Origin of the sequence: Mesorhizobium ciceri biovar biserrulae, assembly GCF_001618845.1 — a bacterium.
Taxonomy (GTDB): domain Bacteria; phylum Pseudomonadota; class Alphaproteobacteria; order Rhizobiales; family Rhizobiaceae; genus Mesorhizobium; species Mesorhizobium ciceri.
In genome coordinates this window covers 2,709,697-2,734,287 of sequence record NZ_CP015064.1, presented here as the reverse complement: position 1 = coordinate 2,734,287, position 24,591 = coordinate 2,709,697, and the positions used below count along the sequence as shown (strand labels likewise).

Sequence of the window (24,591 nt, the reverse complement as noted above, 5' to 3'; positions counted from 1 at the left end):
GCAAATCCGGCGCTGAAGATGCTAGCCTAGCGAGCGGCGAAACAGCTCGCCTTTTCCGGCAATCTGCTCGCTAATACCGCCAAGCCGCAGCATATGCCAGGCAAGTGCATGGTTGCTGGAGGTGACCGGTTTCCCCAACTCCTTCTCGACCTCCTCGATGATGCGGGCAACGCGCATGCTGGTGCAGGAAACGAACACCGCATCACAGTCGCTCGACGCACCGATTTCCAAGATGGCCTGCTTGACCGATGCCGGCGTGATGCGTGCGACGACATTGTCGTCCGCCTCGTTGAAGGAGCCCATGACCGGAATATCCATCCCCCGCGCCATCAGCGATGCCCGCAGCGAATGATTGATTTTCGCCAAGTAAGGGGTGAGCAGCGCGATCCTCGAGACCCCCAGGGCCTTCAGCGCGGCGCGTGCCGCGGTCACCGGATTGGTCACCTGCACACCAGGCAGCACCTCGTGAACGCGCTCGGCAACCTTATCCTCGCCGATGACCAGCGCTCCCGACGTGCAGGCAAAGCCGATCACATCGAACTTGACGTCGGGCAAGAGTCCCACCGTTGCCGGGATTACCGCCGACATTTTCATCAGGTTTTCCGGTGTGATCTCGACATCGCTGTAGAGCCGCGCCTCGTACAGCGCGATGTCGCGCGCGGGCAGCGCATAGCGGAATTCATCCTCGATGGTCTGGTCGGTCCGCAGCACGAGCAGGCCGAGATTGGCGCGCGTGCCGATACCGTCATCGGTCTTGAAGGGAATGTGTTCCTTATCGAGGACGAGCGTGTCGTCGGCGCGGCTAACCGGGGCGTCCATGGCGCAGTCCCCTTCCTGATGCCAATCAGAATTGTCGACAATAGAAACGGCGATATTGCCGAAACTGTCAAGGGCTCTGTGCAGATCCTGGGAACCGGTAAACGCCTGAATTTTGCGCTTGCGCGGATCGCTTGTCCGTCGCCGACCCATTCACCGTTGACAGGGATCGGCGTCTTCCTATTGAATTGTCGACAATAGGAACACAGCCCTTCGGGACAGCAATGCGCGTATTGATCTTGGGCGGCGGCGTGGTCGGGATCACCACCGCCTATCAGTTGCAAAAGGACGGCCACGCGGTCACTGTTCTCGAGCAGGCACCGCAGGTGGCCGAGGGCGCGAGCTGGGCAAATGCAGGCATGATCGCGCCCGGTCACTCCTTCGTCTGGTCATCGCCAGCCGCGCCAAAAATCCTGCTGAAGTCGCTGTTCCTGAAAGACCAGGCGCTTCGCTTCAAACTTTCCGCCGACCCGCATCTCTACAGCTGGTCGCTGCGCTTCCTCAGGGAATGCACGGCCGCCAAAGCGCGTCGCAACACCCTCCTCAAACATCGGCTTGCGGTCCATTCCCAATCGGTCCTGCAGGCGGTCGTCAGGGAGGAATCGATCCAGTACGACAGGACCTCGGCCGGCATCCTTTACTTCCACCGCAGCCGTCAGGCGCTCGACAAGGGCGTCGCCAACATGCGCCTGCTGGAGGCCGACGGCCAGGAGATCCGCATTGTCGACGCACAGGAAATCATTGACCGCGAGCCGGCGCTGGCTTCGTCGCGCGGCAGCATTGCCGGCGGCATAATGTGTCCAACCGATGAAACCGGCGACGCCGCCAAGTTCACGCGCGCGCTGGCGGCCATCGTCGAAACGAGGGGCGGCAAGATCCTGACAAGCACGAGGATCGTCGGGATCGAACGCAGGAATGACGCGATCATCCGGGTCGTCACCGACAAGGGAGAATTTCTGGCCGACACCTACGTTCTGTGTCTCGGCGCCGAAAGCCCGATCCTCGCCCGCAAGATCGGCCTTGGTTTGCCGATCTATCCGGTCAAAGGATATTCCCTGACCATTCCCATCGTCGACCCGGCGCTGGCTCCAAAACTCCCCGTCATCGATGAGCACAATCTCGTTGCCATCACGCCGATGGGCGATCGCATCCGCGTCACCGCCACCGCGGAATTCGCGGGCTATGATCGCAGCCACAAGCCTTCGGATTTCGCCTTCATGAAGCGCGTCACGCAGGACCTGTTCCCGCGCGGTATCGCCTATGATCGCGCCGAAATGCGGGCCTGCCTGAGACCCATGACGCCCGACAATCTGCCGATCCTCGGCCTGCGCAACATCAAGAACCTCTGGCTGAACACCGGCCACGGCCATATTGGATGGACGATGGCGCATGGATCGGCCCGCATCGTCGCCGACCTGATCGCCGGCCGGGCTGCGCCGATCGCCCTCGACGGTATCCTTCCCACACAGGCGCGGTTCGCCGAACCAAGCGCCGCAAAGGCTTGACCGACGCCATGCTCCGACCCACCAGGCACAGCAACCAGGACGACGATGCGGCGTTGGCATCCAAGCCGATCAAGACCGGCCCGCGCGTCTATGAAGAGATCCGTCGCATGGCGATGGACTATCGCTTCAAGCCGAACGAGCGCATCAACGAAGTGGCGCTTGCCGCGAGGCTGAATGTCAGCCGCAGCCCGATCAGGGAGGCCCTCCAGCGGCTGGTCACGGAGGAACTCATCACCTTCCAGACCAATCGCGGCTTCTTTTGCCGCGGCTTCGATGTCGACGAGGTCGTCAATCTTTCCGACGTGCGGGCGGTGCTTGAGGAGCGCTCCGTCAGGCTGGCGATCCAGCGCGCGACCAATGAAGAGCTCGCCGCGCTCGTCGACTGGTGGACGCTCACCATGGCGCGCGCCGACTCGTTTTCCAGCGCCGAGCTGACCGCCAGGGACGAGGAGTTTCACATCCGCATCGCCAGGCTGTCAGGCAATCCCGAACTGGCGCGCATGCTCGAAGGCATCAACACGCGCATCCATTTCGTTCGCAAGATCGAAGTGGAGAAGCACCGGCGACTGTCGACAACCTACACCGAACACAGCGAAATCGCCCGAGCCATGGTAACCCGCGATGCCGACACGGCCGCAAGGCTCATGCATGACCACATCGACATCAGTGTCGCCGATGCCATGTCGACCGTCCGGGAAGGCCTGGCCCGGATATACGTCGACGTCGATCAGATCTGACCAGCATCCCGGATCCGATTAAGCAATCCCTGGCCGGTCAGGCAACCTTGTCGAGCAGCGGCCTGAGCGCCGGGTGAATTTCCGGCGAGGCGTGCTTGATCAGGGTCAGCAGCGCGCGTTCGTTCTCGTAAAGTGGCCTGTCGACGCCGATATGTTCGATCAGCCAGCCGGCTTCGCCGGCATCGATCGTCTCGGCACGGCGGGCCAGGGCCTCGGCCGCCCTGTTCTTGGCTTCCCATTCGGCTTCGATGTCGCCAGGAGATCGGTAGGCCTCCATGATGCCGGCAAGCCCGCCGGAGATCATGCGGCTGAAGAAGCCGCCGATTTCCGGATCGGCATGTTCGAGGAAGGCGTCATGGCGCAGCGCCACGTCGCGCGTCGGTGCTTCGTAGCCGGCCGAGCACATGACGAAATTGGCGATCGCCTTGACGAACAGCTCGTTCCAGGACGGATCGTTTTGTCCTTGAGCAGTCCGCTCGTTGATCTTGAGCAGCACCTCGGCCTCGGCGCGCGTGATGGCGATGTTGCCGTCGCCGCCATGGGCATGGAGTATCCGGCGCAAAAGCTCGACCTCCGCCTGCGCGACGAGGCCCGGAGCCAGCGCGCCGCCGAGCATCAGCGGCCCCTTGCCGTCAATGACGGCATGCGCCACCTGCTCCAGCGCATACACACAAAGCTGGGCCGGCGACGATTTCGCCTGTTCCAGCACATGCACCAGCAATTCGAGTTCGGTCCGGCTGTCGACCATGCCGTCGCGCGAGATCGTGCGGATCAGCCAGTCGGCATTGTCCTGCGAGATATAGCCCGATGGCTTTTCCTGGTGGACGATATAGTCGGTGACCGCCTCAATGAGGAAGGGCGGCCATTCCTGGCATTTGTCCTTCGCCGTGGCATCGAGCGCGAACAGCGCCTCGGCCTCGCCACGCGTCACGACGCCGTCGCCGAACACTTCATGGCGCAACATCGCCACGTCCTCCGCGGCGATGCGGCTTTTCGAGGTCAGCCCGGCCACCGGCGCGCTCATGATCAATTCGCCCATTTGTCGTCCCCGTCCGCCGTCGCCAAGCGCCGGCCCGATAGCGTCATACAAGCCAACATATCAGCAGTGTCTTGAAAAACCGGCAAACGGCGTGGTTAGTGAAGACTTGTCGCCAACGCATGTCGCCTGACAGCGTGCCGCGGTTTGAAGAACGACATGCACGCGCTTTAGATGTTGCTGACAGGTGACAAGCCGTCGCGCGCAAGCTATGGATGGCGCGTCGAGGACTCAGGGTCTTGAGTCCTACCTGTTTGCGGGAGAGAACAGCGAGAGCTGTCGCCGAAGGGGAAATCGCCCGAAATCTCTCAGGCAAAAGAACCGTAGACGGGAAAGACACTCTGGAAAGTCGGGGCTTGCCCCCGCGCCGAAGGTGTAAGCGCCGCTGACAGAGTTCCGGCTGCGCGAGTCTCTCAGGCTTCAGACAGAGGGGCACGGACTGGTCGCCATTCGCGACCGATTGCGTGCGACTCTGGAGACGACATGACGGGCGACGACACAAAACACCTTCCCCTTGAAGATATCCATATGGCCGCCGGTGCGCGCTTCGGCGCCTTTGCCGGCTGGTCGATGCCGCTGACCTATCCGGCCGGCGTCATGAAGGAACACCTTCACACCCGCGAGCAGGCCGGCCTGTTCGACATCTCGCATATGAAGCTGTTCGAGGTCAGCGGACCGGAAGCGGCGGCACTGCTCAACCGTGCCTGCCCACTGGATGCCGGCGCGCTCGAAATCTCGCAATCCAAACTGTCCTTTTTCCTCAACGAAGCAGGCGGCATCCTCGACGACCTGATCGTCACCAGGCTTGGCGATGCCAGGTTCATGGTGGTCGCCAATGCCGGCAACGCCGTAGCCGACGAAAAGCATTTGCGTGCACTTGCCGCGGATTTCGACGCCAGGATCGAGCCGCTCGACCGCGTCTTCCTGGCCATCCAGGGTCCTGAAGCCTGGGCCGCCCTTTCCCGCGCCGGCATCGAGACCGGCTCGCTGCTGTTCATGCATGGGGTCGAACCGCGCAAGAACTGGTTCATGAGCCGGTCGGGCTATACCGGCGAGGACGGGTTCGAGATCGGCTTGCCGGAGGCCGATGCACGCGACCTCGTCGCGAAGCTGCTCGGAGACGAGCGCGTGCTGTGGATCGGCCTGGCTGCGCGCGACAGCCTGCGCCTGGAGGCCGGTCTCTGCCTGCATGGCCAGGACATCACACCGGAAACCGACCCGGCCAGCGCCGCCTTGATGTGGGCAATCCCAAAGGACATCCGCGCTTCCGGCACTTTCATCGGCGCCGATGCGCTCCGCGCCGCGGTGGAACGAGGACCCGCGCAAAAGCGCGTCGGTTTGAAGCCGGAAGGCCGCCAGCCGGTGCGTGGCGGTGCCGCGCTCTTCGACGCCGACGGCAACCCGGCCGGCCATGTCACGTCGGGCGGCTTCGGCCCCTCGGCCGGCCATCCGGTCGCCATGGGCTATGTCTCGACACCTCTGGCAAAGCCCGGAACACGGGTTTTCGCCGATGTGCGCGGCACGAAAATCCCAGTCGATATCAGCTCCCTGCCCTTCACACCGCATCGCTACCGAAAAGGATGATCTCAATGGCAACGACCTATTTCACATCAGATCACGAGTGGCTCCGCGTCGAGGGCGGCATCGCCACGGTCGGCATCACTGATTACGCGCAGGAGCAGCTCGGCGACCTCGTCTTCGTCGAACTGCCGGAGACGGGAAAGAAATTGACCAAGGGCGACACCGCCGTCGTGGTCGAATCCGTCAAGGCGGCGTCCGATGTCTATGCACCAGTCGACGGCGAGATCACCGAGGCCAACGGCACGCTGTCGTCGGATCCGTCACTGGTCAATTCGGCCGCAACAGGGGCCGGCTGGCTGTGGAAGATGAAGCTTGCCGACGAAAGCCAGCTCGCCGGTCTCATGGATGAGGCCGCCTACAAAGCCCATATCGGTTGATATCAGGACTTATTGAGATGACCGCAGCACCCTACCCCTTCTCGGCCCGCCATATCGGTCCCGGCCTCAACGATACCAGAGCCATGCTGGCCGCCATCGGCGTGCCCTCGATCGAGACGCTGATCAGCCAGTCCGTCCCGAAGTCGATCCGGCTCGATCGGCCGCTTGCCCTGCCGGCACCAGCGAGCGAGGCGGAAGCGCTGGCTGAGCTTTCGGCTGTCATGGCCGGGAATACGGTGCTGAAGAGCTTCATCGGCGCCGGTTATCACGGCGTCCATGTGCCGCCGGTTATCCAGCGCAATCTGTTCGAGAACCCGGCCTGGTATACGGCCTACACGCCCTATCAGGCCGAGATCAGCCAGGGCCGGCTGGAAATGCTGTTCAACTTCCAGACCCTGGTCACCGAACTGACCGGCCTGCCGGTGGCATCGGCGTCGCTGCTGGATGAAGCAACCGCCGTGGCCGAGGCGGTCGGCATTGCGCTGCGCAATCACCGCGACAAGCGCACCAAGGTAGCACTTGCCGGCACGCCGCACCCGCAGACGCTGGACGTGGTGCGCACCCGCGCCGAGCCGCTCGGCATCGAGATCGATGGCGAGACGATCGACGACAACACCGCCGCCCTGCTTGTCTCCTGGCCGGATACATTTGGCGTCTATGGCGACCACAAGGCAGCGATCGACAAGGCACACGCGACCGGCGCTCTCGTCGTCTTCATCGCCGACCCGCTCGGCCTGACGCTGACCGACGCGCCGGCCAAGCTTGGCGCCGACATCGCCGTCGGCCCGATGCAGCGCTTTGGCGTGCCGATGGGCTTTGGCGGCCCGCACGCGGCCTATTGCGCCGTCTCCGACAGGCTGACGCGGCTGATGCCTGGCCGCCTGGTCGGCCAGTCCACCGACAGCAAGGGCCGGCCCGGATACCGGCTTGCCTTGCAGACGCGTGAGCAGCATATCCGCCGCGACAAGGCGACCTCCAACATCTGCACCGCGCAGGCGCTGCTCGCCAATATGGCGACCGCCTATGCCATCTGGCACGGCTCCGCCGGGCTGCAGGCGATTGCCGGGCGCATCCACACGCTGGCCAATCGTCTTGCCGCCGGGCTCAAAGCAGCAAACATCTCCGTGCTCGGTTCAAGCCGCTTCGACACGGTGACGGCCGAGGTGAAGGGCAAGGCAGCTTCGATCGCCGCCGCCGCTGAAAAGGGCGGCAGACTGCTGCGTGCCGTCGATGCCGACCACATCGGCATCGCCTTCGACGAAACCTCCACCGAGGCCGATCTCGACGCAATCGCGGCCCTGTTCGGCGCCAAGGCTGGTGCCTCCGCCGACAGCACGGTGCCCGGCAAGCCGCGCGGCAAGGAGTTCCTGACCCAGCCTGTTTTCCACGAAAACAAGTCGGAAACCGAGATGATGCGCTTCCTGCGCCGGCTGGCCGACAAGGACCTGGCGCTCGACCGCGCCATGATCCCGCTGGGATCCTGCACCATGAAGCTCAACGCCGCCGCCGAGATGATGCCGGTGAGCTGGCCGAGCATTGCCAATCTGCACCCTTTCGCCCCGGCCGCGCACTCGGCAGGCTACCGTGCCATGATCGGCGAGCTGGAGGGCTGGCTGTCGGAGATCACCGGCTTCGACGCCGTCACCTTGCAGCCCAATGCCGGCAGCCAGGGCGAATATGCCGGACTGCTCGCCATCCGCGGCTATCACCGCTCGCGCGGCGACAACCACCGCACCGTCTGCCTGATCCCCTCCTCGGCGCATGGCACCAATCCCGCGAGCGCGGCGATGGCCGGCATGAGCGTCGTCGTCGTGCGCTGCACCGAAGACGGCAACATCGACATGAACGACATGAAGGCCAAGGCGACTGAGCATGCGCAAAATCTCGCAGCGCTGATGTTCACCTATCCCTCGACGCATGGCGTGTTCGAGGAAGGCGCACGCGATCTCTGCGCGCTGATCCATGAGCATGGCGGCCAGGTCTATTTCGACGGTGCCAACCTCAACGCGCTGGTCGGGCTTGCCCGTCCCGGCGACATCGGCGCCGATGTCTGCCATATGAACCTGCACAAGACCTTCTGCATTCCGCATGGCGGCGGCGGACCCGGCATCGGGCCGATCGGCGTCAAGGCGCATTTGAAGCCGTATTTGCCCGGCCATGTCACCGAAGGCTCGGCGCACGCCGTCTCCGCCGCCCCCTTCGGCAGCGCCTCGATCCTGCCGATCACCTGGATGTATATCCGCATGATGGGCGCCTCGGGCCTGAAGCAGGCGACCGAAACAGCGATCCTTTCCGCCAACTACATCGCAACGCGGCTCGGTGCGCATTTCCCGGTGCTCTACAAGGGCAGGCAGGGACGCGTCGCGCATGAATGCATCCTCGACACCCGTGTGCTCAAGGAGAGTGCAGGCATCAGTGTCGACGATGTCGCCAAGCGGCTGATCGATTATGGTTTTCACGCGCCGACCATGTCCTTCCCGGTCGCCGGCACGCTGATGGTGGAGCCGACCGAGTCCGAGCCTAAGCGGGAAATCGACCGCTTCTGCGAGGCCATGATCGCGATATCGGCAGAGGCAGCAAAAGTCGCCAGGGGCGAATGGCCTTTGGCCGACAATCCGCTGGTCAACGCGCCGCACACCGCCGCCGAGGCGCTGGCCGGCCAGTGGAACCATCCCTACTCGCGCCTGGAAGCGGCCTATCCGGCCGGCGACGCCGACACGGCAGCCAAGTACTGGCCTCCGGTGTCACGCATCGACAATGTCGCCGGCGACCGCAACCTGGTCTGCTCGTGCCCGCCGCTGTCCGACTATCTGGGGGCCGCGGAGTAATTTACGCTGAGCGCAAGGCCGGCTTGATCGGCTCGGCCTTGCCCATCCTCTTGCGGCTGATGACGCAATTTCGTCCGGCGCGTTTGGCGGCATAGAGCGCTGCGTCTGCCTCGGTGAGCACGTTGTCGAGGCTGCTGCCGCTTGCCTCGCCAAAGCCGATGCCGCCGCTGACCGTGCTGCGCAATTTGCCGAGCTGGGTGGGGACGATTTCGGCGCCGAAAGCCACGCCGATCTTGCTGGCGAGATCGTAGGCCTTTTCGTCCGTCATCCGCGACATGACGACTGCGAACTCCTCGCCGCCAAGGCGAAAAGCGTCGACGCCGGGCCGGGCATATTTCTTGATGACGGCGGCAAAACGGCACAAGACCTGATCCCCAACCGGGTGACCGTAGACATCGTTCGTCCGCTTGAAGTGGTCGAGGTCGAACATGACGATGGACATGAATGGACCGAAACTCCGCTCGCCGTAAAGCGACGTCAATGCCCGGCGGTTCAGCAACCCTGTCAGCGGGTCGGTCATGGTCTCGGCCTTGAGCTCGATCTGCGCCTGCAGATGATGGAGGGAGAGCGTCAATGCTCCGAGCCCGGTCATGCAGGCCACCGCCACGACGGAATTCAATCGTTCGGCCCAATTGTCGGGCGCAACCGCGAGCGTCCATTGCCCCTTGGTCAGCAGAACCACGCCGCAAAACGCAAACGACATCGCGCAGGTGCCGCTCAGAAACGAAACCACCAGAAGGATGCGGCGATCGTGACTGCCGTTGATCCAGAACATGGCGCCGATCGCCGACAGCAGCGCCGTCACCGTGGTGTAGGTGATGATGAAACCAACGCCGTCAAAGCCAAGGAAAGTGACAGCAGCACAGATAGTCATGGCAGCAAGCGCCGGTGCAACGGCGCGCCTGTAGCCGGGCACGCCGAGATATTGCATGGCCGACAAGCAGAGGATCAGGAACCCCAGGCTGAGCAGCGCAAGCACGATCTGGCAAAGCAGTGGATCGGGATCCTTGGTGTACCGCCAGAACAGGATCACATGCGCGACGAGCACCAGAATTCCGCACGCCACCGTCAGCACGAAACCTGCCTTGGGTGCGGTGAACCAGATCGCAAACATGGTGACGCTGAGGCATATGCCCGACAGCGCGGCTGCGAGCAGGAGCGAACTGAAGTCCAGCATATCGGGCAAGGGCCTCTCGAGCGTCGGCGGTTGCGCTGCATTCTAGGTCAGCGGCTGCCCCCAGATACGGGTTTTCAGGCGATCCATCGATGCAACCTGCAGATAGGGTTTACAAAGCGTCGATGGCACGTGTCCCGAAACCGGACCATTGGACGCGAGATCAACCCTTGTTCAGGAGAGCGAGATTGGCGTTGACGACGGTGGGATCGGCCATGCCGGCCTTCGCTTCGAGCAGCAGCGCCTTGGCCTTCTTGCGATTGCCGCGCAACAGTTGCGAATAACCCATATTGTTGACGATCTGCGGCCTGCGACCGGCGACTTTCAGAAGCTGGCCGTAGGCACGGTCGGCGAAGTCGAAGCGGCCGAGTTCATCATAGGAAGCCGCGAGCCCCATCCAGGCCTCCGCATTGTCGGCCTTCAACTCGACGGCCTTGCGGAAGTGCTTTTCGGCGAGGCCGTAATTAGCGTCGCGAAACTGCGCCTTGCCTTGCGCCAGATCGGAGGTTTCGGTGTCTTTAGCCGCCGGTTGGATGGCGGTGGTCTTGGTGGTGTCGACGCCACTCGTCGAACAGCCAGACATCATCAAGACGGCCGCCATCATGGCCATTGCCGGGAAATTATTGTGACGCATGCCCCTGCCTCATCGCCCGATTTGCCGGGTCGTTCTTCAGGAAACACAATATATCAGCGGCGATTAAACTTCGGTGCCGAAACGCCGCCAAAATTCGGCTTCGGGCACACCAGCCATTAACCACCAGGCCGCGGTGCTTCAGTCGCAGCCAGCGGCGTCCTCACGGCTCCAGGGCTTTGAGCCCCGCAGGAGCCGTATACCGGCTGCCGTCATAGCGCAGCCGGTAGGTTTGGCTCACGGACTTGCCGGGATGGGACTGGCACTCGCCATCCTTGTCGGGCAACGGATTGTCGGTATCCATTCGCTCGACCACCGTTATGTCGTGGTAGCCATGATGTTTGGCCGGGCTCATCGCCAGGCTAACCCGACTGGTATGGAAGGATCCGGCGCAATTGGTATCACCCTCGCCGCCATTGCCGGCCACGACCAGGCCATCGAGCACCATCCTCAGGGAATCGCCATCGACGGCATAGAGCCGCAGGTCGGTTTCACTGAACGGATTAGGCAGCGAATTGTTTGCCATTTCGATGCGCAGGCCAAAGGCAGTAACATCGGGCGCCAGCGCATAGCGGCCGGTATCAAGCTCCACCTGGCGGATGGCGATGGCATCATCATTCATCAGCCCAGGCTGGAGCAGGCGCTGGCGCACCTGCCGGCTCTTCCTGTCGACAATCAAAAGCTCGATATCGCCGGCATGCGCGTAGTCGCTGGGTTGGGACCCGTCCATCAGCGGCACTGCGACCAACAGCAGGTCGTCATGGGCGGGCCAGATCTTGCAAACCAGCCCTGGCGGATCGCCATACGCGAATGTCAGGGCAATGCTGGTGTGGGGTTCGAGCGTGAACGAGGTGCCGTCGGCGCTCTTTCGAGCTTTGGGATAGGCCTGCTGCACCAAGGCGGCGGCATCGCCGCAATCGTCGGCCACGGCCCAGGCGGGCGACAGGCTGGCCGCGGCAAGGCCAAGGAAGAGGGTGCGCAGCAGCATGGACTTTCTCACCTGCAAAGCCGGGTTCGGTCAGAACAATGGTTTGTCAGCCCCTTGCTAGGGCTTTTGTGGAGCGCTCGCTAGTGCGCCGTCATTTTGACGATGACTGGAATGGCCGCGATCATCAGCACCACCGGCAGGATGCACACAACCACGGGCACCGACATCTTGGCAGGCAGAGCGTGCGCCTTTTCCTCGGCCAACGACATACGCTTATGGCGCATGTCGTCGGAGAAGACGCGCAGCGCCCCCGACAGGCTGGTGCCGAGTTCCTTGGACTGCTTGCAGCAGCGTGGCGAAGGAACGCACCTCGTCCAGGCTGAGGCGATCGGCGAGCGCCTTCAGCGCATCGTCGAGGCTGCGCCCGGCCCTCAGCTCCAGCGACACCAGCTGCAGGTTCTGGCTGAGCGCGGGATAAGTCTTGGCGAGTTCCTTGGAGACGCGCTCTATGCCTGCCTCCATGCTCATGCCGGCATCCGAGCAGACAATCATCAGGTCCATGAAATCGGGAAACCCGTTGCGGTACTCACGCCTGCGTTCCCGCACTTTCTGGCTCAGCACCAGGCCGGGCAGGAAATAACCGGCCGCGCCCGACAGGATGACGAATGTCCAGCGGCTGGCCATCGTTGCGTCCGGACTGGCCATCCAGCGGTTGAGCACAAACACGCCTATTGCCGTGCCGATCATCGCAGTGAACCGGATCAGGAAGAACGTGCCGACAGCGCGCGGCTCCATGTAGCCCGCCTGGATAAGCTTCATGCGCAGCCGCGCGACATTTTCCGGATCGCTCCTGGCGTAGAATTCCTGCGCCCGCTTCACCGCCTTCTCGCGCACGATGCCGGTATTCTTCTTTTGCACCGGCTCCGGTTTAGCGGCCACGGGACCGTTGTCGACCCTGAGCCGGCGCATGACCTCGTTGCGATCGCCCTTCGCCATGACAACAGGCCAGGCAACAGCGGCAGCACCCACCGCCAGCAGCAGTATGGCCACCGGCATCAATGAGGTCGGCGCAAGCGAGGCGAGGAATTCGATGAAACCCTGCATGTCAGAACTTGAAATTCGACATCTTGAACATCATCAGATTGCCCAGCATCAGCCAGGTGATCGACGCGCCAAGCAGATACCAGGTCTTTGGCTCGCCCCAGACGTCGCTGTAGAAGCCCGGCATCAGTGCCATGATGGCGGCAAACAGCAACGCCGGCACGGCCGTCAGAATGTAGGCCGACATCCGGCCTTCTGTCGCAATGGCGCGCACCTTGCGGCGCAGCTTGCCACGCTCGCGAATCGTCGTCGCCAGGCCGTCGAGGATCTCGCGCAGATTGCCGCCCGAACTGGTCTGGATCGAGACGGCGGTGACGAACAACGGCAGATCCTCCTGGCCGACCCGGTCGAACAGCGAGTTCAACGCCGAAACCAGATCGGATCCGTAGGTCACTTCGTCGGCGATGACGCCGAACTCGCTGCCGATCGGGTCGGGCATCTCGCGCGCCACCATGGCGATCGCCACCGGCACCGGGTGGCCGGCCTTCAGGCCACGCGTGATCAGTTCCAGCGCCTCCGGCAACTGCATGCCGAACCGCTTCAGCCGGCGCTTGCGCTTGAAACGCAGCGTCAGCACCGGCAATAGCGGCATGAGCACCACGAACAGGACGAACCCCATCAGCGGCGGCAAGCCGTACCAGATGGCGACCAGGGCCATCGCCATCGCCACGCCGCAGGTGATCATCAGGAATTTCGACAGCGGCATGATCATGCCCGACTGGGTTCGCAGAGCGCGAAACCGGTCCGCCGAAAACAGCGGCGTGCCCGCGTCGAGGCCGCGCTCCTTGCGCAGTTGGACGAGCACCTGCTCCTGGCTGATCTTGTTTTCCTGCAGCTTCATGCGCCGGTTGATGGCGGTGCGCTTGTCGCTGCGGCCGGCATAAAGCAGGTAACAGGCCTCGGCGATCAGGATGCCGGTCAGCGCGGCCGCGGTATAGACGACATAGATCGCGCTCATTCCATCGAACACTTGGCTACTCCTGCGGCCGGCCGGGTTCGAAATATCGTCCGGGAAACTCGATGCCCATGGCGCGCAGGTCCTCGAGGAAGCGCGGCCGGATGCCGGTCGCCTCGTAGTGGCCCAGAATCTTGCCGTCGGCCTCCATGCCGGTGCGCACGAAGCGGAAGATCTCCTGCATCTGGATGACATCGCCTTCCATGCCGGTCACTTCGGCGACACTGGTCACCTTGCGCTTGCCGTCGGACAGGCGCGTCAGTTGGACGATCAGGTCGAGCGCGCTGGCGATCTGGCTGCGGATCGACTGCACCGTCATCGGCATGCCGGTCATGCCAAGCATCTGCTCGAGCCGCGAAATGGCGTCGCGCGGCGTGTTGGCATGGATGGTCGCCATCGACCCTTCGTGGCCGGTGTTCATTGCCTGCAGCATGTCGAAAGCCTCCTCGCCGCGGCACTCGCCGAGGATGACGCGGTCGGGGCGCATGCGCAGTGCGTTCTTGACCAGGTCGCGCTGCTTCAGCTCGCCATGGCCTTCGATGTTGGCCGGCCGCGTTTCCATGCGCGCGACATGCGGCTGCTGCAGCTGGAGCTCGGCCGCGTCCTCGATGGTGATCAGCCGCTCGTCTTCCGGAATGAAGGCCGACAGTGCATTGAGCATGGTCGTCTTGCCGGTGCCGGTGCCGCCCGAAATGATCGTCGTCTTGCGGGCATGCACGGCCGCCGCCAGCACTTCGGCCATGTTCTGGGTGATGGCGCCGAATTCGACCAGTTTATGCAGGCCGAGCTTGTTCTTGGAGAATTTGCGGATCGACACCAGCGGGCCGTCGACCGCAACCGGGCGGATGGCCGCGTTGAAGCGCGAGCCGTCCAGCATGCGGGCATCGACCATCGGCTGCGATTCGTCGACGCGGCGACCGACCGCGGCGACGATCTTGTTGACGATGCGCAGGAGATGCGCCTCGTCCTTGAACGGAATGTGGACCGGCTGCAGCTTGCCCTTCTTTTCGACAAAGCAGTTCATGTGGCCGTTGATCAGGATATCGTTGATGTCGGGATCCTTGAGCAGCGGCTCGAGCGGACCGAGGCCGACCATCTCGTCGACGATGTCGTCGACCAGCGCGTCAAGCTCGACGGTGTTGATCGCCATCCGCTCCTGCTTGGTCTTTTCCGAAACGAAGTCATGCACTTGCCGGCGCATCTCATCCTTCGGCAAACGCTCCAGCGCGACAAGATTGATCTCTTCGAGCAGCAGCCGGTGGATACGCACGCGCGCATCGAGCACCTTGTTGGCATTCTTTGCCAGCGCTGCTTCCGGCTTTGCCGGCAAAGCCTTTCGGCTGGTTGGTATGACGACGGCATGATGGGCGACCGGCGTCGTCTCATGCGCGCGCTGCGGACGCGCATCGCGGTTCTGCAGGGTGGAGAAGCGGCTGGTCATCCGGCTTTCCTCTTCAGCAATCCACGGCCCATGCCAAACAGCGAGCGCGATTTCGCCCGGGTCGGGACCGCTTCTTCCGGCAGGATGATCTTCTTCAGATCGTTGACGACATTGGCGTTGGGATCGATCTCGTGCAGCGGTACGCCGCGATCGACTGCTTCGCGCACCAGCCGGTAGTTGTTGGCGATGCCGCCGACGAAATGCTCGCCAAGGATTTCCTGGACGTCCGCCTGCTTGATGCCGTTATCGAACATCTTCTGTTCGAAACGGTTGACGATGACGTTCGGCTTCACTTCCTTGCCGGCCGTCTCGTAGACCGCCTGGATCAGCCGCTGGGTGTGGCGCAGGCACGGCACCGTCATTTCCGCGACGATGTAGAGCTTGTTGGAACCGAGCAGCACGGTCTCCGTCCATGGAAACCAGGTGCGGGGCATGTCGATGACGACATTGTCGAAATAGGCCGAAACGAGATCCAGCATGCGCACCACGACATCGGTCTTGAACGAGCGCATCTCGGCTGGATGCGCCGGTGCCGCCAGCACGCAAAGCCCACTGGCATGCTTGGACAGCATCACGTCGAGCAGTTGGCGGTCGAGACGCTCGGGCTGGTTCTCGATCTCGGTGATGTCGAAACGCGGTTCGAGGTCGAGATATTCGGCACAGGCGCCCTGCTGGAAGTTGAGATCGACGACGCAGGTCGAGGCTCCGCGCGTCACCGAGTGATGCAGCTGGAAGGCGGTCTGCAGCGCCAGCGTCGTGGTGCCGACGCCGCCCGCCGCAGGCATGAAGGTATAGATTTGCGACTCGGTGTTTTCCTCGCGCCCGGGCCCTTGCAGCGCCCGTACCACGGAGCGCACCAGATCGGCCGTGGTGATCGGCTTGACCAGGAAATCCGCGACCTTGAGCTGCACGAGAATACGCACCGCGGCCGCGTTGAACTCCTGGGTGACGACGACGACCGGAACCTTGTCCTCCAGCCGGCGCATGATGCGCTGCAGCGACTCGACCTCCTCCAGCCTTGCCGCATCCATGTCGACGATGATGGCGCCGAAGTCGGCTTCCTGGATCTCGCCGCGCAACTCGGTAACGTTCTTCTCCACCGTCGAGAGCTGTATGATCTCGGAGGCGGAAAATGCGGTGCGCGTGTCCTGCGCAAACGTCCTGTCGGTCGATACGAGCAGGATCTTCCTGGTCTTGATGCCGTTTGCCATTCTGTCAGCCTGTCAGGTCGCCCGTTGACCAGTTGCCCGTTGAATCAGTTGCCTGTGGTCGACTGCGACGCCTTGGCACCGGCCGCCTGATCGGGTGTGACAGCCGCGGCACTGCCTCGTTGGGCCGGCACCAGGAGCCTGGTGTTCTGGACCCCGTATTTCCAGGGATCGACCATCTGCATGACGGTGTTGGCGGCCTGCGCATTGCCGGCGCCGGCCGTTGGCCCTTCGCTGCGCACATAGTCGTCGCTGGTGCAGCCAGCGGCAAAGCCGGCCAGCAGCAAGGCGACGCTCGATCCAAAGACCAGACGCATGGCTTCAATCCTTCGGCAGGTCGAGGAAATGCCCAGCCGAAGCGGCCGCTGCAGGTTGAGTGACGCGGCCGTCTGCCAGCGCCACGGTGCGACCGGCATCGGAATCCTTCACTTCCTCGGTGTTGTTGAGAAAATAGTCGGCATTGCTGGCCGGCTGCGTGCCATCTGTCGGCTCGACGAGCTTCTTCGACGGATCGACCGGCTTGACCAGATAGGGCGTTACGATGATGACGAGGTCGGTCTCGCGCCGCTGATAGGATTTCGACGAGAACAGCGCCCCAAGCACCGGCATCTTGCCGAGGCCCGGAATGCGCGACGTGGTGATGTCGTTTTGCGACTGCAGCAGTCCAGCGATCATGAAGCTCTGGCCGTTCTTCAGGTCGACTGACGTCCTGGCACGCCGCACGATGAAGCCAGGAACCGAGATCGTCCCGATATTGTAGGAGGCCGACGCATCGATCGAGGAGACTTCCGGCGCGATATCAAGGCTGACCAGCCCGTCTTTCAGAACCGTCGGCGTGAAATCCAGGCTGACGCCGTATTTCTTGTAGCTGACCGAGATCTTGCCGTTGTCCTCCGAAACCGGGATCGGGAACTCGCCGCCGGCGAGGAAGCTCGCCGTCTGGCCGGACCGGGCGATCAGGTTCGGCTCGGCCAGTCGCCGCGCCAAGCCGCGCTCCTCCAGCGCCTTGATGGCAATATCGATCGATACGCCGTTCGATAGGAGACGACCGATGATCTCGCCAGTACCGGCCGTCGGCACTGTGCCCGGATCGATCGAGACGTCGCGGCCGCCAAGGCCATAGGCGAAATTGGCGGCGTATTTGGCACCCAGATCCTGGCCCGCCTGGCGGTTGATCTCGACAAAGCGGACGTTGAGCTGGACCTGCTGCGAAGATGAGATGTTGACCGAGTTGATCACCTCCTCGGCACCGGAAAAGCGCGTCGCGATCTTGTTTGCCTTTTCGGCGGCGACGGCATCGTCGGCCTCGCCCGACAGCACGACACGGCCATTGGCCGATCCGACCTTGATCCTGGCATCCGGCACGCTGGCGCGAATGGTGCTGGCCAGTTGGTCGGTGTCGAGCGTCACCTCGATGTCGACGGTGCCGACAAGCTGCTTTTTCTCATCGAACAGCGCAATCCCGGTGGTGCCGAGATTGTTGCCGAGCACATAGAAGGATTTGTCGGTCAGCGGATTGACGTTGGCGATCTCCGGATCGCCGATGACGATCTGGTAGAAGGCAGCACTGGTGATGATCGTCTTCGGCTTGCCCTTGGCAACCTTGATTGACGCATTCTTGGTCGACGACACGTAGACGACGTCGTTGTCAGCTCTCGCCGCCGAGGCGCCCAAGGCCAGCATCGCCGCAGCGGCCAGCGAAGACGCGACAGCCACGGCACGCAAAACGCGCAACCGCGTCATGACCCGATATATGAACAGCCCGAACATTGTCCCGTCCCTCACCCAGTCCCCACTGGTTTATTTCTGGTCCCGCGAAGGAACCTGGTATTCCTCGGCCTTCGTGCCGCGCGTTACGATGACCGTCTTGAACTTCGGTTTCTCCGGCTCCTTGGTGACGGCGTCGAACACCGAGCCGGCCGCGGCCTGCACATTCGAGGCGACCGATCCGCCGAAGGAGGAGATGGTGGTGACGCCGCTCTTGCCGTCAGCGCCTTCGCTGGCGGACCGAAGCGACAGCGAGAGCGTGCCGACGGTGCGGGCCAGCGCTACTTTCTGCGCGCCGTCCGTCGTCACCTCGATGGTCACCGAATTGGAAATCTGCGGCGTCGTCTGGCGCTCGTCGGCGCCCTGCCCGACGCTCAGCACCTTGGCATCGGCGACAACGATCTCGGAGGTGATGGTGGAACCGGCAGCGCCTTGCGCATTCTTGGCCACTTCCTGAATTTCGCCGGCATCGCGCGTCAGCACCACGTCAACGCGGTCACCGGGCGTGACGAAGCCGCCGACTCCGGCGATCTCGTCGGTGCGGATGGTGACCGCCCGCATTCCGGGCGTCATCATGTTGGAGAGCGTCGCGCGGCCATTCGGGCCGGACAGCTTGGTCAGCAGCACCGGTTCGTTGACCTCGATCGGCGACAGCACCACGCGAGTGCTGTCGGCGAGCAACGCATTGATGGTGGTGAAGGCGCCCTGCGGCACGGACTCTTGCGACCACGGGATTTCGCTGAGCTGCGCGCGGTCGAGCTCCATGCCGTAGCGCAACGGGGCATTCGCCACCACAATGGTCTTGAATTCGACCTTCGGCACGACAGGTGCCGGAATCGACGACGTCTTCTCTTCGGAATCGGCCTTGGCCTGGCTTTTGACCCAGAAATCCGCGGCAAAGATCGAGATCGCGCCGAAAACGGCGGCGATGCCGATCATCGATATGGCCTTGCCCCTCACGCCTAAACCCCTGATATCAGCAGTTTCTTATTTAGTTGGGCTCACGTTAGGCGGCATTGTTAAAGAATCAGGAATCCCGGGCGTTGGTATCGGATCTATTTCCGCCGGCTTGGTTATCGAATGGTTTTGGGGTAAGAGGGCCCAGATCCCCGAACGGAACAGGAACCTCGGTCGCTTGGCGCTGAAAAGCGTGGCAGTATCGCGAGGTGATTCGCAGCACCGGAACCTATGGCAGGCATGGACGACAGCAACGATCTCTTCGGCAATATGGACAAGCAGCCGCAGCCGGTGCGTACCGCTGCGCGCCCGGCGGATCCACTGGTGGTGCAAGCCACCAAGCGTCCTGCCTCGACCAAGGACGGCAGCGAGGGCTATAGCGCCGCCGACATCGAGGTGCTGGAAGGGCTGGAGCCGGTGCGCCGCCGGCCAGGCATGTATATCGGCGGCACGGACGACAAGGCGATGCACCATCTGTTCGCCGAGGTCATCGACAATTCGATGGACGAAGCGGTTGCCGGCCACGCCACCTTCATCGATGTCGAGCTTTCGGCCGACGGCTATCTCGCCGTGACCGACAATGGCCGCGGCATCCCGATCGATCCGCACCCGAAGTTCAAGAAGCCGGCGCTTGAAGTGATCATGACGACGCTGCATTCGGGCGGCAAGTTCGACTCCAAGGTTTACGAGACATCAGGCGGCCTGCATGGCGTCGGCGTATCCGTGGTCAACGCGCTGTCGGACCATCTCGAGGTCGAGGTCGCGCGGGGACGGCAACTCTATCGGCAAAAATTCTCGCGCGGCGTTCCCGTGACCGGCCTGGAACAGTTGGGCGAGGTCCACAACCGGCGCGGCACAAAGATCCGCTTCCACCCCGACGAGCAGATTTTCGGCAAGGGCGCGGCGTTCGAACCGGCGCGGCTCTACCGTATGACGCGCTCGAAAGCCTATCTGTTCGGCGGCGTCGAGATCCGCTGGACCTGCGATCCGTCGCTGATCAAGGAAAAAGACCAGACACCGGCCAAGGCGGAATTCCATTTTCCCGGCGGCCTGAAGGACTATCTCAAGGCATCGCTCGGCGACGACTTCCAGGTGACGCGCGAGATTTTCGCCGGCAAGAGCGAGAAACAGGGCGGCCATGGCTCGCTCGAATGGGCGGTGACCTGGTTCGGCGGCGACGGCTTCATCAATTCCTACTGCAACACCATCCCGACCGGCGAAGGCGGCACCCACGAGGCCGGCTTCCGGAACGTTCTGACGCGGGGCCTGCGCGCCTATGCCGACCTCGTCGGCAACAAACGCGCCTCGATCGTCACCTCGGAAGACGTCATGATCTCGGCAGCGGGCATGCTGTCGGTGTTCATCCGCGAGCCGGAATTCGTCGGCCAGACCAAGGACAGGCTGGCGACGATCGAGGCAATTCGAATTGTCGAGACCGCGATCCGCGATCCGTTCGACCATTGGCTGGCCGACAATCCGCAGGAAGCCTCGAAGCTGCTCGAATGGGTGATCGCACGCGCCGACGAGCGGGTGCGCCGGCGCCAGGAAAAAGAGGTGTCGCGCAAAAGCGCGGTGCGCAAGCTGCGGCTGCCGGGCAAGCTCGCCGATTGCACGCAGAATGCCGCGGCCGGTGCAGAACTGTTCATCGTCGAAGGCGACTCGGCCGGCGGCTCGGCCAAGCAGGCGCGCGACCGCGCCAGCCAGGCCGTGCTGCCATTGCGCGGCAAAATCCTCAACGTCGCCAGCGCCGGCAACGATAAGCTGGCGGCCAACCAACAGATTTCGGACCTGATCCAGGCGCTCGGCTGCGGTACGCGTTCGAAGTACCGCGATGAGGATCTGCGCTACGACCGCGTGATCATCATGACCGACGCCGATGTCGACGGCGCCCATATCGCCTCGCTGCTGATCACCTTCTTCTACCAGGAGATGCCGGCGCTGGTGCGTGGCGGCCATCTCTATCTCGCCGTGCCGCCGCTTTACTCGATCAGGCAAGGCGGCAAGGTCGCCTATGCCCGAGACGACGCCCACAAGGACGAGCTCCTGCGCACCGAATTCACCGGGCGCGGCAAGGTGGAACTGGGCCGCTTCAAGGGTCTGGGCGAGATGATGGCCGCCCAGCTCAAGGAAACCACCATGGATCCGAGGAAGCGAACGCTGCTCAGGATCGATGTAATCGACGCCGAGACGGCGACCAAGGACGCCGTCGATGCGTTGATGGGCACGAAGCCGGAGGCCCGCTTCCGGTTCATCCAGGAACGCGCCGAATTCGCCGAGACGGAAGTGCTGGATATCTAGCCGCCAGCCGGTCCATAACAAGGCTCCAGTTGCGGAGACGAGCATGTGACCAGGACGCGGCTGAAAGGCTATTTCGAGACGAGTTTAGCCGGGTTGACGCAGCCGACGCGCTCCGACTGGATCTTTGCCTTGCGCACCGTTTCAGCCGGCTTGATCGCGCTGCTGGCAGCCTATGCGCTGAAGCTCGACCATCCGCAATGGGCCATGATGACGGTGTTCATCGTCGCCCAGCCGGTTGCCGGCATGGTGCTGGCGAAGGGCTTCTACCGGCTGCTCGGCACGCTGGTCGGCGGCATCGCCGCGATCGGCATCACCACCGTTTTCGGCACCAACCCCTGGGTGCTGGTGACTGTGCTTGCCGTCTGGATCGGCATCTGCACCTTCGTCTCGTCGCTGCTGCGCAATCCGGAAGCCTATGGCGCCGCCCTGGCCGGCTACACCGCAATGATCATCGGCCTGCCCGCTTTCGGACAGCCGCATCTCGTCGTCGACCTCGCTGTCGCGCGCTGTGCCGAGATCGTGCTCGGCATCGTCTGCGCCGGCCTGACCAGCCGGCTGATCCTGCCAAAACTGGCCAGCGACGCCATCGTCTCGCGCCTGAAACGCTGCATCCTCGATCTTGCCACCTATGCCGGCGGTGCGTTCTCCGGCGGCGACCCGGCAACGCTGTCCGCGCTGCACCGAAAGCTGGTCACGGATACCCAGACGCTCGGCGAGATGCGCGCCTATGCCAGGCTCGAGGCGCCGAGCTTCGCGCCGCGCGCGCATCCGGTCCGGCGCACCATCGGACAACTGCTCTCGGCGTTGTCGGCGGCACGTGCGTTGCATTCGCATGCCGCTCCGAAGAATGCGGCGCTCATTCCGGTGCGTTCGGAGTTGCAGGCCCTTGTCGGTGAAATGGCCGCGAAGCCCGGCGCGCTGGACGACACCACGCCTTGGGTGGCGCGGCTCGACACCATCTCGGCCAAGGCCCGGCAAATGCCCGATGCCTCGACCGACCAAGGCGACGACAGGGTCGGCACGATCACCCGCCTGACCATTGCCGCCGATTTCGCCGATGCGCTCAAGCAGGTGCTGCGCGGCCTCGACGCCCTGCGTGCGCCTGCCACGCGCCCGACCAGGGGCAGCAGGCAGCCTGCGCTGGTGGTGCATCGCGATTACGCCGGCGCATCGCGCAACGCGGTGCGCGCTGCCCTTGCGACGCTGCTGGTCGCGGCCTTCTGGTTGACGACGAAATGGTCGGAAGCCGCCGGCACGGTCATTCTCGTTGCCGTCGTATCGAGCCTGTTTGCTGCTCGCCCCGACCCAGTGCAGGTCGCCTGGGGCTTCTTCAAGGGAACCCTGCTGGCGCTGCCCTTTGCTTTTCTCGTCGGCCAGATCGCATTGCCTGCCTTGCCCGGCTTCGGCTGGTTCATGCTGTTTGTCGTGCCGATCCTGGTGCCGACGGCGCTGGCCATGGCCAATCCACGCTATGTCGGCGTGGCGACGGCTTTCGCCATCAACTTCCTCGCCTTCCTCAGTCCGCACCAGGCGATGATCTACGATCCCGGGCCCTTCTTTGCCGGTTCGGCGTCGATCCTGGTCGGCATCCTGCTGGCGATCGGTGTCTTCATCGTCGTGCTGCCGGCCGATCCATGGCTCGCGGCCAACCGCATCGTGCGCGCCATGCGCGAGGATCTGGCGCGGCTTTGCCTGCATGAGCGGGTGCCGAGGCGGTCGGCCTTCGAGAGCCTCGCCTACGACCGCATCAACCAATTGATGCCGCTGGTGCAGAATGCCGGTCAAAAGGGCGATGCGGTTCTGGGCGGCGGCGTCGCCGCCGTCACCGTCGGCCTGGAGGTCCTTCGGCTGCGCGATGCGAGCCAAAGCCATGCCATCCCATCCGAGACCGCGCTTTCGATCGCCAACTTCCTGAGAGGGCTGGCGCGCGAACTGCTCTTCCGCGCCCCCGGCGATCCGCAGACATCAACCGTCACCGTCGCCCGGCAATATTCGGCGAGCATTGCGCAGCGAAACGGTACCGGGGAATTGCTGCAGATCGCGGCATCGCTGCGCATCATCGCCGCCGCGATGGAGGATTTTCCGGATTTTTTCGCCAGGGATAAAGGCTAGGCGGCCGCTATCGCCAGCGCGTGGCCGCGCGCGTTCTCGCGCAGCGCGTCGAGATGGATCGATTTGACCAAGGCGGCGAGATCACCCTCGGCGGATTGACCGCCCGCTTCCTTGAGCATCAGCCAGCTGACCTCCTGCACACCGGCGACGCGCTTGCCGTTGGCGACCTCGCGCCAGATCTTCAGCGCACGCAGGATGATGGCGTGCGTGGCGCCGGCGAGCCCGGCGCTGCGGAACAATGCCTGCAAGGCCACGTCGTGCCCGCCGGCCAGCAGCGCCCTCACACGTTGTTCGGACTGCTGGCTGAGCGCAACCAGTGCCGAGCCGAAGAAATCGACCTTGCCATGCGCGATGGTGCGGATGAGGAAGCTCGCGGTGAGGTCGCCACGCAGCCTGAGATGCTCGATCAGGGCCGCATGTTCTTCCGTGCGCATGCCTTCGATCAGCGTCACCGAAGCCTTGACGCAGGCGTCGCGCATGACGCGGTCGGCTCGCGCCGCGCCCATCATCGCCATCACCAGTGGCGACGTTTTCAGCATTTCGCCAAGCTTGACGAGCAGCATATGCCGGCAGTCGGCCGGCAGCCTGACATCCGATATCAGCGCCTCGCGCACCAGCGGCAGGTGCCCATGCCGTTCGGCCATGCGGCGGAAGCTGAGCGAGGCGATGTCGGCGCCGCTGTTGGCGAGCAGCACGGCGCAGGCGTCCGCCTCGCCGATCTCGGCGATGGCCGCCGACAGCGCCATCGAGACGAGCGGCCGGTCTGCGATCAGTTTTTGCGTCGCCTTCGGACTCGAAGCCACGCGGTTGATCAGGTCGGCGTCGGTGAGCAGCGGCGAGCGCGCCAGCACCACGCCGGCGACTTCCGGCTGGTCGGAGGCCAGCACGCTGATGATCTGCATTGGCGCGTGTTGGCTCATCGACAGCGCCTCGGCCATCGCCAGCCGCACCTTTGACGAGGCATCGTCGAGCAACAGTGTCAGCGCCGCCTCTGCGGCGCAGCGGTCCTCGAAGGGCAATTCGGAATTGATGTAGGCTCGGGCCAGAGCGCTCGCCGCCGCGGCGCGCTCCGACACCTTGGCCGTGTAGATCCATTTCAGGAAATGCGAAACAACAACCATGCCCGCCTGCTTACGCCC

At 63.6% G+C, this 24,591-nt stretch carries 19 protein-coding genes, 1 pseudogene and 1 riboswitch; of the genes and pseudogenes, 7 read left to right on the top strand and 13 right to left on the bottom strand.

Translation table 11 applies throughout. The features are described 5' to 3' along the window. Positions 1-21: 21 nt before the first annotated feature. Positions 22-819 (bottom strand): maleate cis-trans isomerase family protein, encoded by a 798-nt coding sequence (locus A4R29_RS12580; RefSeq protein ID WP_063173665.1) that lies wholly within the window; start codon positions 817-819, stop codon positions 22-24. A gap of 221 nt (positions 820-1,040) precedes the next feature. On the opposite strand from A4R29_RS12580, the gene A4R29_RS12575 reads away from it, so the two are divergent. Both A4R29_RS12575 and A4R29_RS12570 read left to right on the top strand, forming a co-directional pair. After that, positions 1,041-2,321 (top strand): D-amino acid dehydrogenase, encoded by a 1,281-nt coding sequence (locus A4R29_RS12575; RefSeq protein WP_027162560.1) that lies wholly within the window; start codon positions 1,041-1,043, stop codon positions 2,319-2,321. Between the two features lie 8 nt (positions 2,322-2,329). Further along, the gene (locus A4R29_RS12570; protein WP_024505339.1) at positions 2,330-3,058 is read left to right on the top strand and encodes a GntR family transcriptional regulator; all 729 of its coding nucleotides are present in this window, start codon (positions 2,330-2,332) and stop codon (positions 3,056-3,058) included. A gap of 37 nt (positions 3,059-3,095) precedes the next feature. Here A4R29_RS12570 and A4R29_RS12565 read toward each other — a convergent pair whose 3' ends face one another. Then, positions 3,096-4,097, bottom strand: coding sequence for a hypothetical protein (locus tag A4R29_RS12565; RefSeq protein ID WP_063172037.1), 1,002 nt, complete (start codon positions 4,095-4,097; stop codon positions 3,096-3,098). A gap of 244 nt (positions 4,098-4,341) precedes the next feature. Beyond that, positions 4,342-4,428, top strand: a riboswitch (glycine riboswitch). 149 nt (positions 4,429-4,577) lie between these two features. On the opposite strand from A4R29_RS12565, the gene gcvT reads away from it, so the two are divergent. Genes gcvT through gcvP form a run of 3 tightly spaced genes read left to right on the top strand, consistent with a single transcriptional unit; the run spans position 4,578 to position 8,880 of the window. Continuing rightward, the gene (gene gcvT, locus A4R29_RS12560) at positions 4,578-5,678 is read left to right on the top strand and encodes a glycine cleavage system aminomethyltransferase GcvT (protein WP_063172036.1); all 1,101 of its coding nucleotides are present in this window, start codon (positions 4,578-4,580) and stop codon (positions 5,676-5,678) included. Positions 5,679-5,683: 5 nt separating this feature from the next. Then, positions 5,684-6,052, top strand: coding sequence for a glycine cleavage system protein GcvH (gcvH, locus tag A4R29_RS12555; protein WP_013531953.1), 369 nt, complete (start codon positions 5,684-5,686; stop codon positions 6,050-6,052). Positions 6,053-6,069: 17 nt separating this feature from the next. Continuing rightward, complete coding sequence (gene gcvP / locus A4R29_RS12550) at positions 6,070-8,880, top strand: aminomethyl-transferring glycine dehydrogenase (RefSeq protein WP_063172035.1); 2,811 nt, start codon at positions 6,070-6,072, stop codon at positions 8,878-8,880. A gap of 1 nt (position 8,881) precedes the next feature. On the opposite strand, the gene A4R29_RS12545 is transcribed toward gcvP, so the two are convergent. The 10 genes and pseudogenes from A4R29_RS12545 to cpaB form a co-directional block, all read right to left on the bottom strand. Further along, the gene (locus A4R29_RS12545; protein ID WP_063172034.1) at positions 8,882-10,057 is read right to left on the bottom strand and encodes a GGDEF domain-containing protein; all 1,176 of its coding nucleotides are present in this window, start codon (positions 10,055-10,057) and stop codon (positions 8,882-8,884) included. Between the two features lie 160 nt (positions 10,058-10,217). Then, positions 10,218-10,688, bottom strand: coding sequence for a hypothetical protein (locus tag A4R29_RS12540; protein WP_027162567.1), 471 nt, complete (start codon positions 10,686-10,688; stop codon positions 10,218-10,220). A gap of 160 nt (positions 10,689-10,848) precedes the next feature. Continuing rightward, positions 10,849-11,673, bottom strand: a complete 825-nt coding sequence (locus A4R29_RS12535) for a PA3715 family protein (RefSeq protein WP_063172033.1) — start codon at positions 11,671-11,673, stop codon at positions 10,849-10,851. Positions 11,674-11,753: 80 nt separating this feature from the next. Next, positions 11,754-12,717, bottom strand: a pseudogene (locus A4R29_RS12530) (type II secretion system F family protein). A gap of 1 nt (position 12,718) precedes the next feature. Further along, positions 12,719-13,684 carry a type II secretion system F family protein gene (locus tag A4R29_RS12525; protein ID WP_063172032.1) on the bottom strand — a complete coding sequence of 322 codons (966 nt, stop codon included), beginning with the start codon at positions 13,682-13,684 and terminating at the stop codon, positions 12,719-12,721. Positions 13,685-13,688: 4 nt separating this feature from the next. Further along, entirely contained in the window at positions 13,689-15,110 is a 1,422-nt protein-coding gene (locus A4R29_RS12520; protein WP_024505345.1) for a TadA family conjugal transfer-associated ATPase, read from the bottom strand. Continuing rightward, positions 15,107-16,321 (bottom strand): CpaE/TadZ family protein, encoded by a 1,215-nt coding sequence (locus tag A4R29_RS12515; RefSeq protein WP_013531961.1) that lies wholly within the window; start codon positions 16,319-16,321, stop codon positions 15,107-15,109. Before A4R29_RS12515 ends, A4R29_RS12520 begins: the two co-directional genes overlap by 4 nt. A gap of 44 nt (positions 16,322-16,365) precedes the next feature. After that, entirely contained in the window at positions 16,366-16,635 is a 270-nt protein-coding gene (locus tag A4R29_RS12510) for a hypothetical protein (RefSeq protein WP_013531962.1), read from the bottom strand. 4 nt (positions 16,636-16,639) lie between these two features. After that, the gene (locus A4R29_RS12505) at positions 16,640-18,088 is read right to left on the bottom strand and encodes a type II and III secretion system protein family protein (RefSeq protein ID WP_013531963.1); all 1,449 of its coding nucleotides are present in this window, start codon (positions 18,086-18,088) and stop codon (positions 16,640-16,642) included. Positions 18,089-18,118: 30 nt separating this feature from the next. Then, positions 18,119-19,045 (bottom strand): Flp pilus assembly protein CpaB, encoded by a 927-nt coding sequence (cpaB, locus tag A4R29_RS12500; RefSeq protein ID WP_244506954.1) that lies wholly within the window; start codon positions 19,043-19,045, stop codon positions 18,119-18,121. A 237-nt stretch (positions 19,046-19,282) separates the two neighbouring features. Here cpaB and parE point away from each other — a divergent pair, with 237 nt between their 5' ends. Beyond that, on the top strand, positions 19,283-21,340 hold the full coding sequence (gene parE / locus A4R29_RS12495; RefSeq protein ID WP_013531965.1) for a DNA topoisomerase IV subunit B: 2,058 nt from the start codon (positions 19,283-19,285) through the stop codon (positions 21,338-21,340). A 45-nt stretch (positions 21,341-21,385) separates the two neighbouring features. Then, a complete protein-coding gene (locus tag A4R29_RS12490) occupies positions 21,386-23,452 on the top strand; it encodes an FUSC family protein (RefSeq protein WP_063172030.1) in 2,067 nt (688 codons plus the stop codon). Here A4R29_RS12490 and A4R29_RS12485 read toward each other — a convergent pair. Continuing rightward, entirely contained in the window at positions 23,449-24,573 is a 1,125-nt protein-coding gene (locus tag A4R29_RS12485; protein ID WP_063172029.1) for a DUF2336 domain-containing protein, read from the bottom strand. The two genes, A4R29_RS12490 and A4R29_RS12485, sit on opposite strands and share 4 nt — an antisense overlap. Between the last annotated feature and the right edge of the window lie 18 nt (positions 24,574-24,591).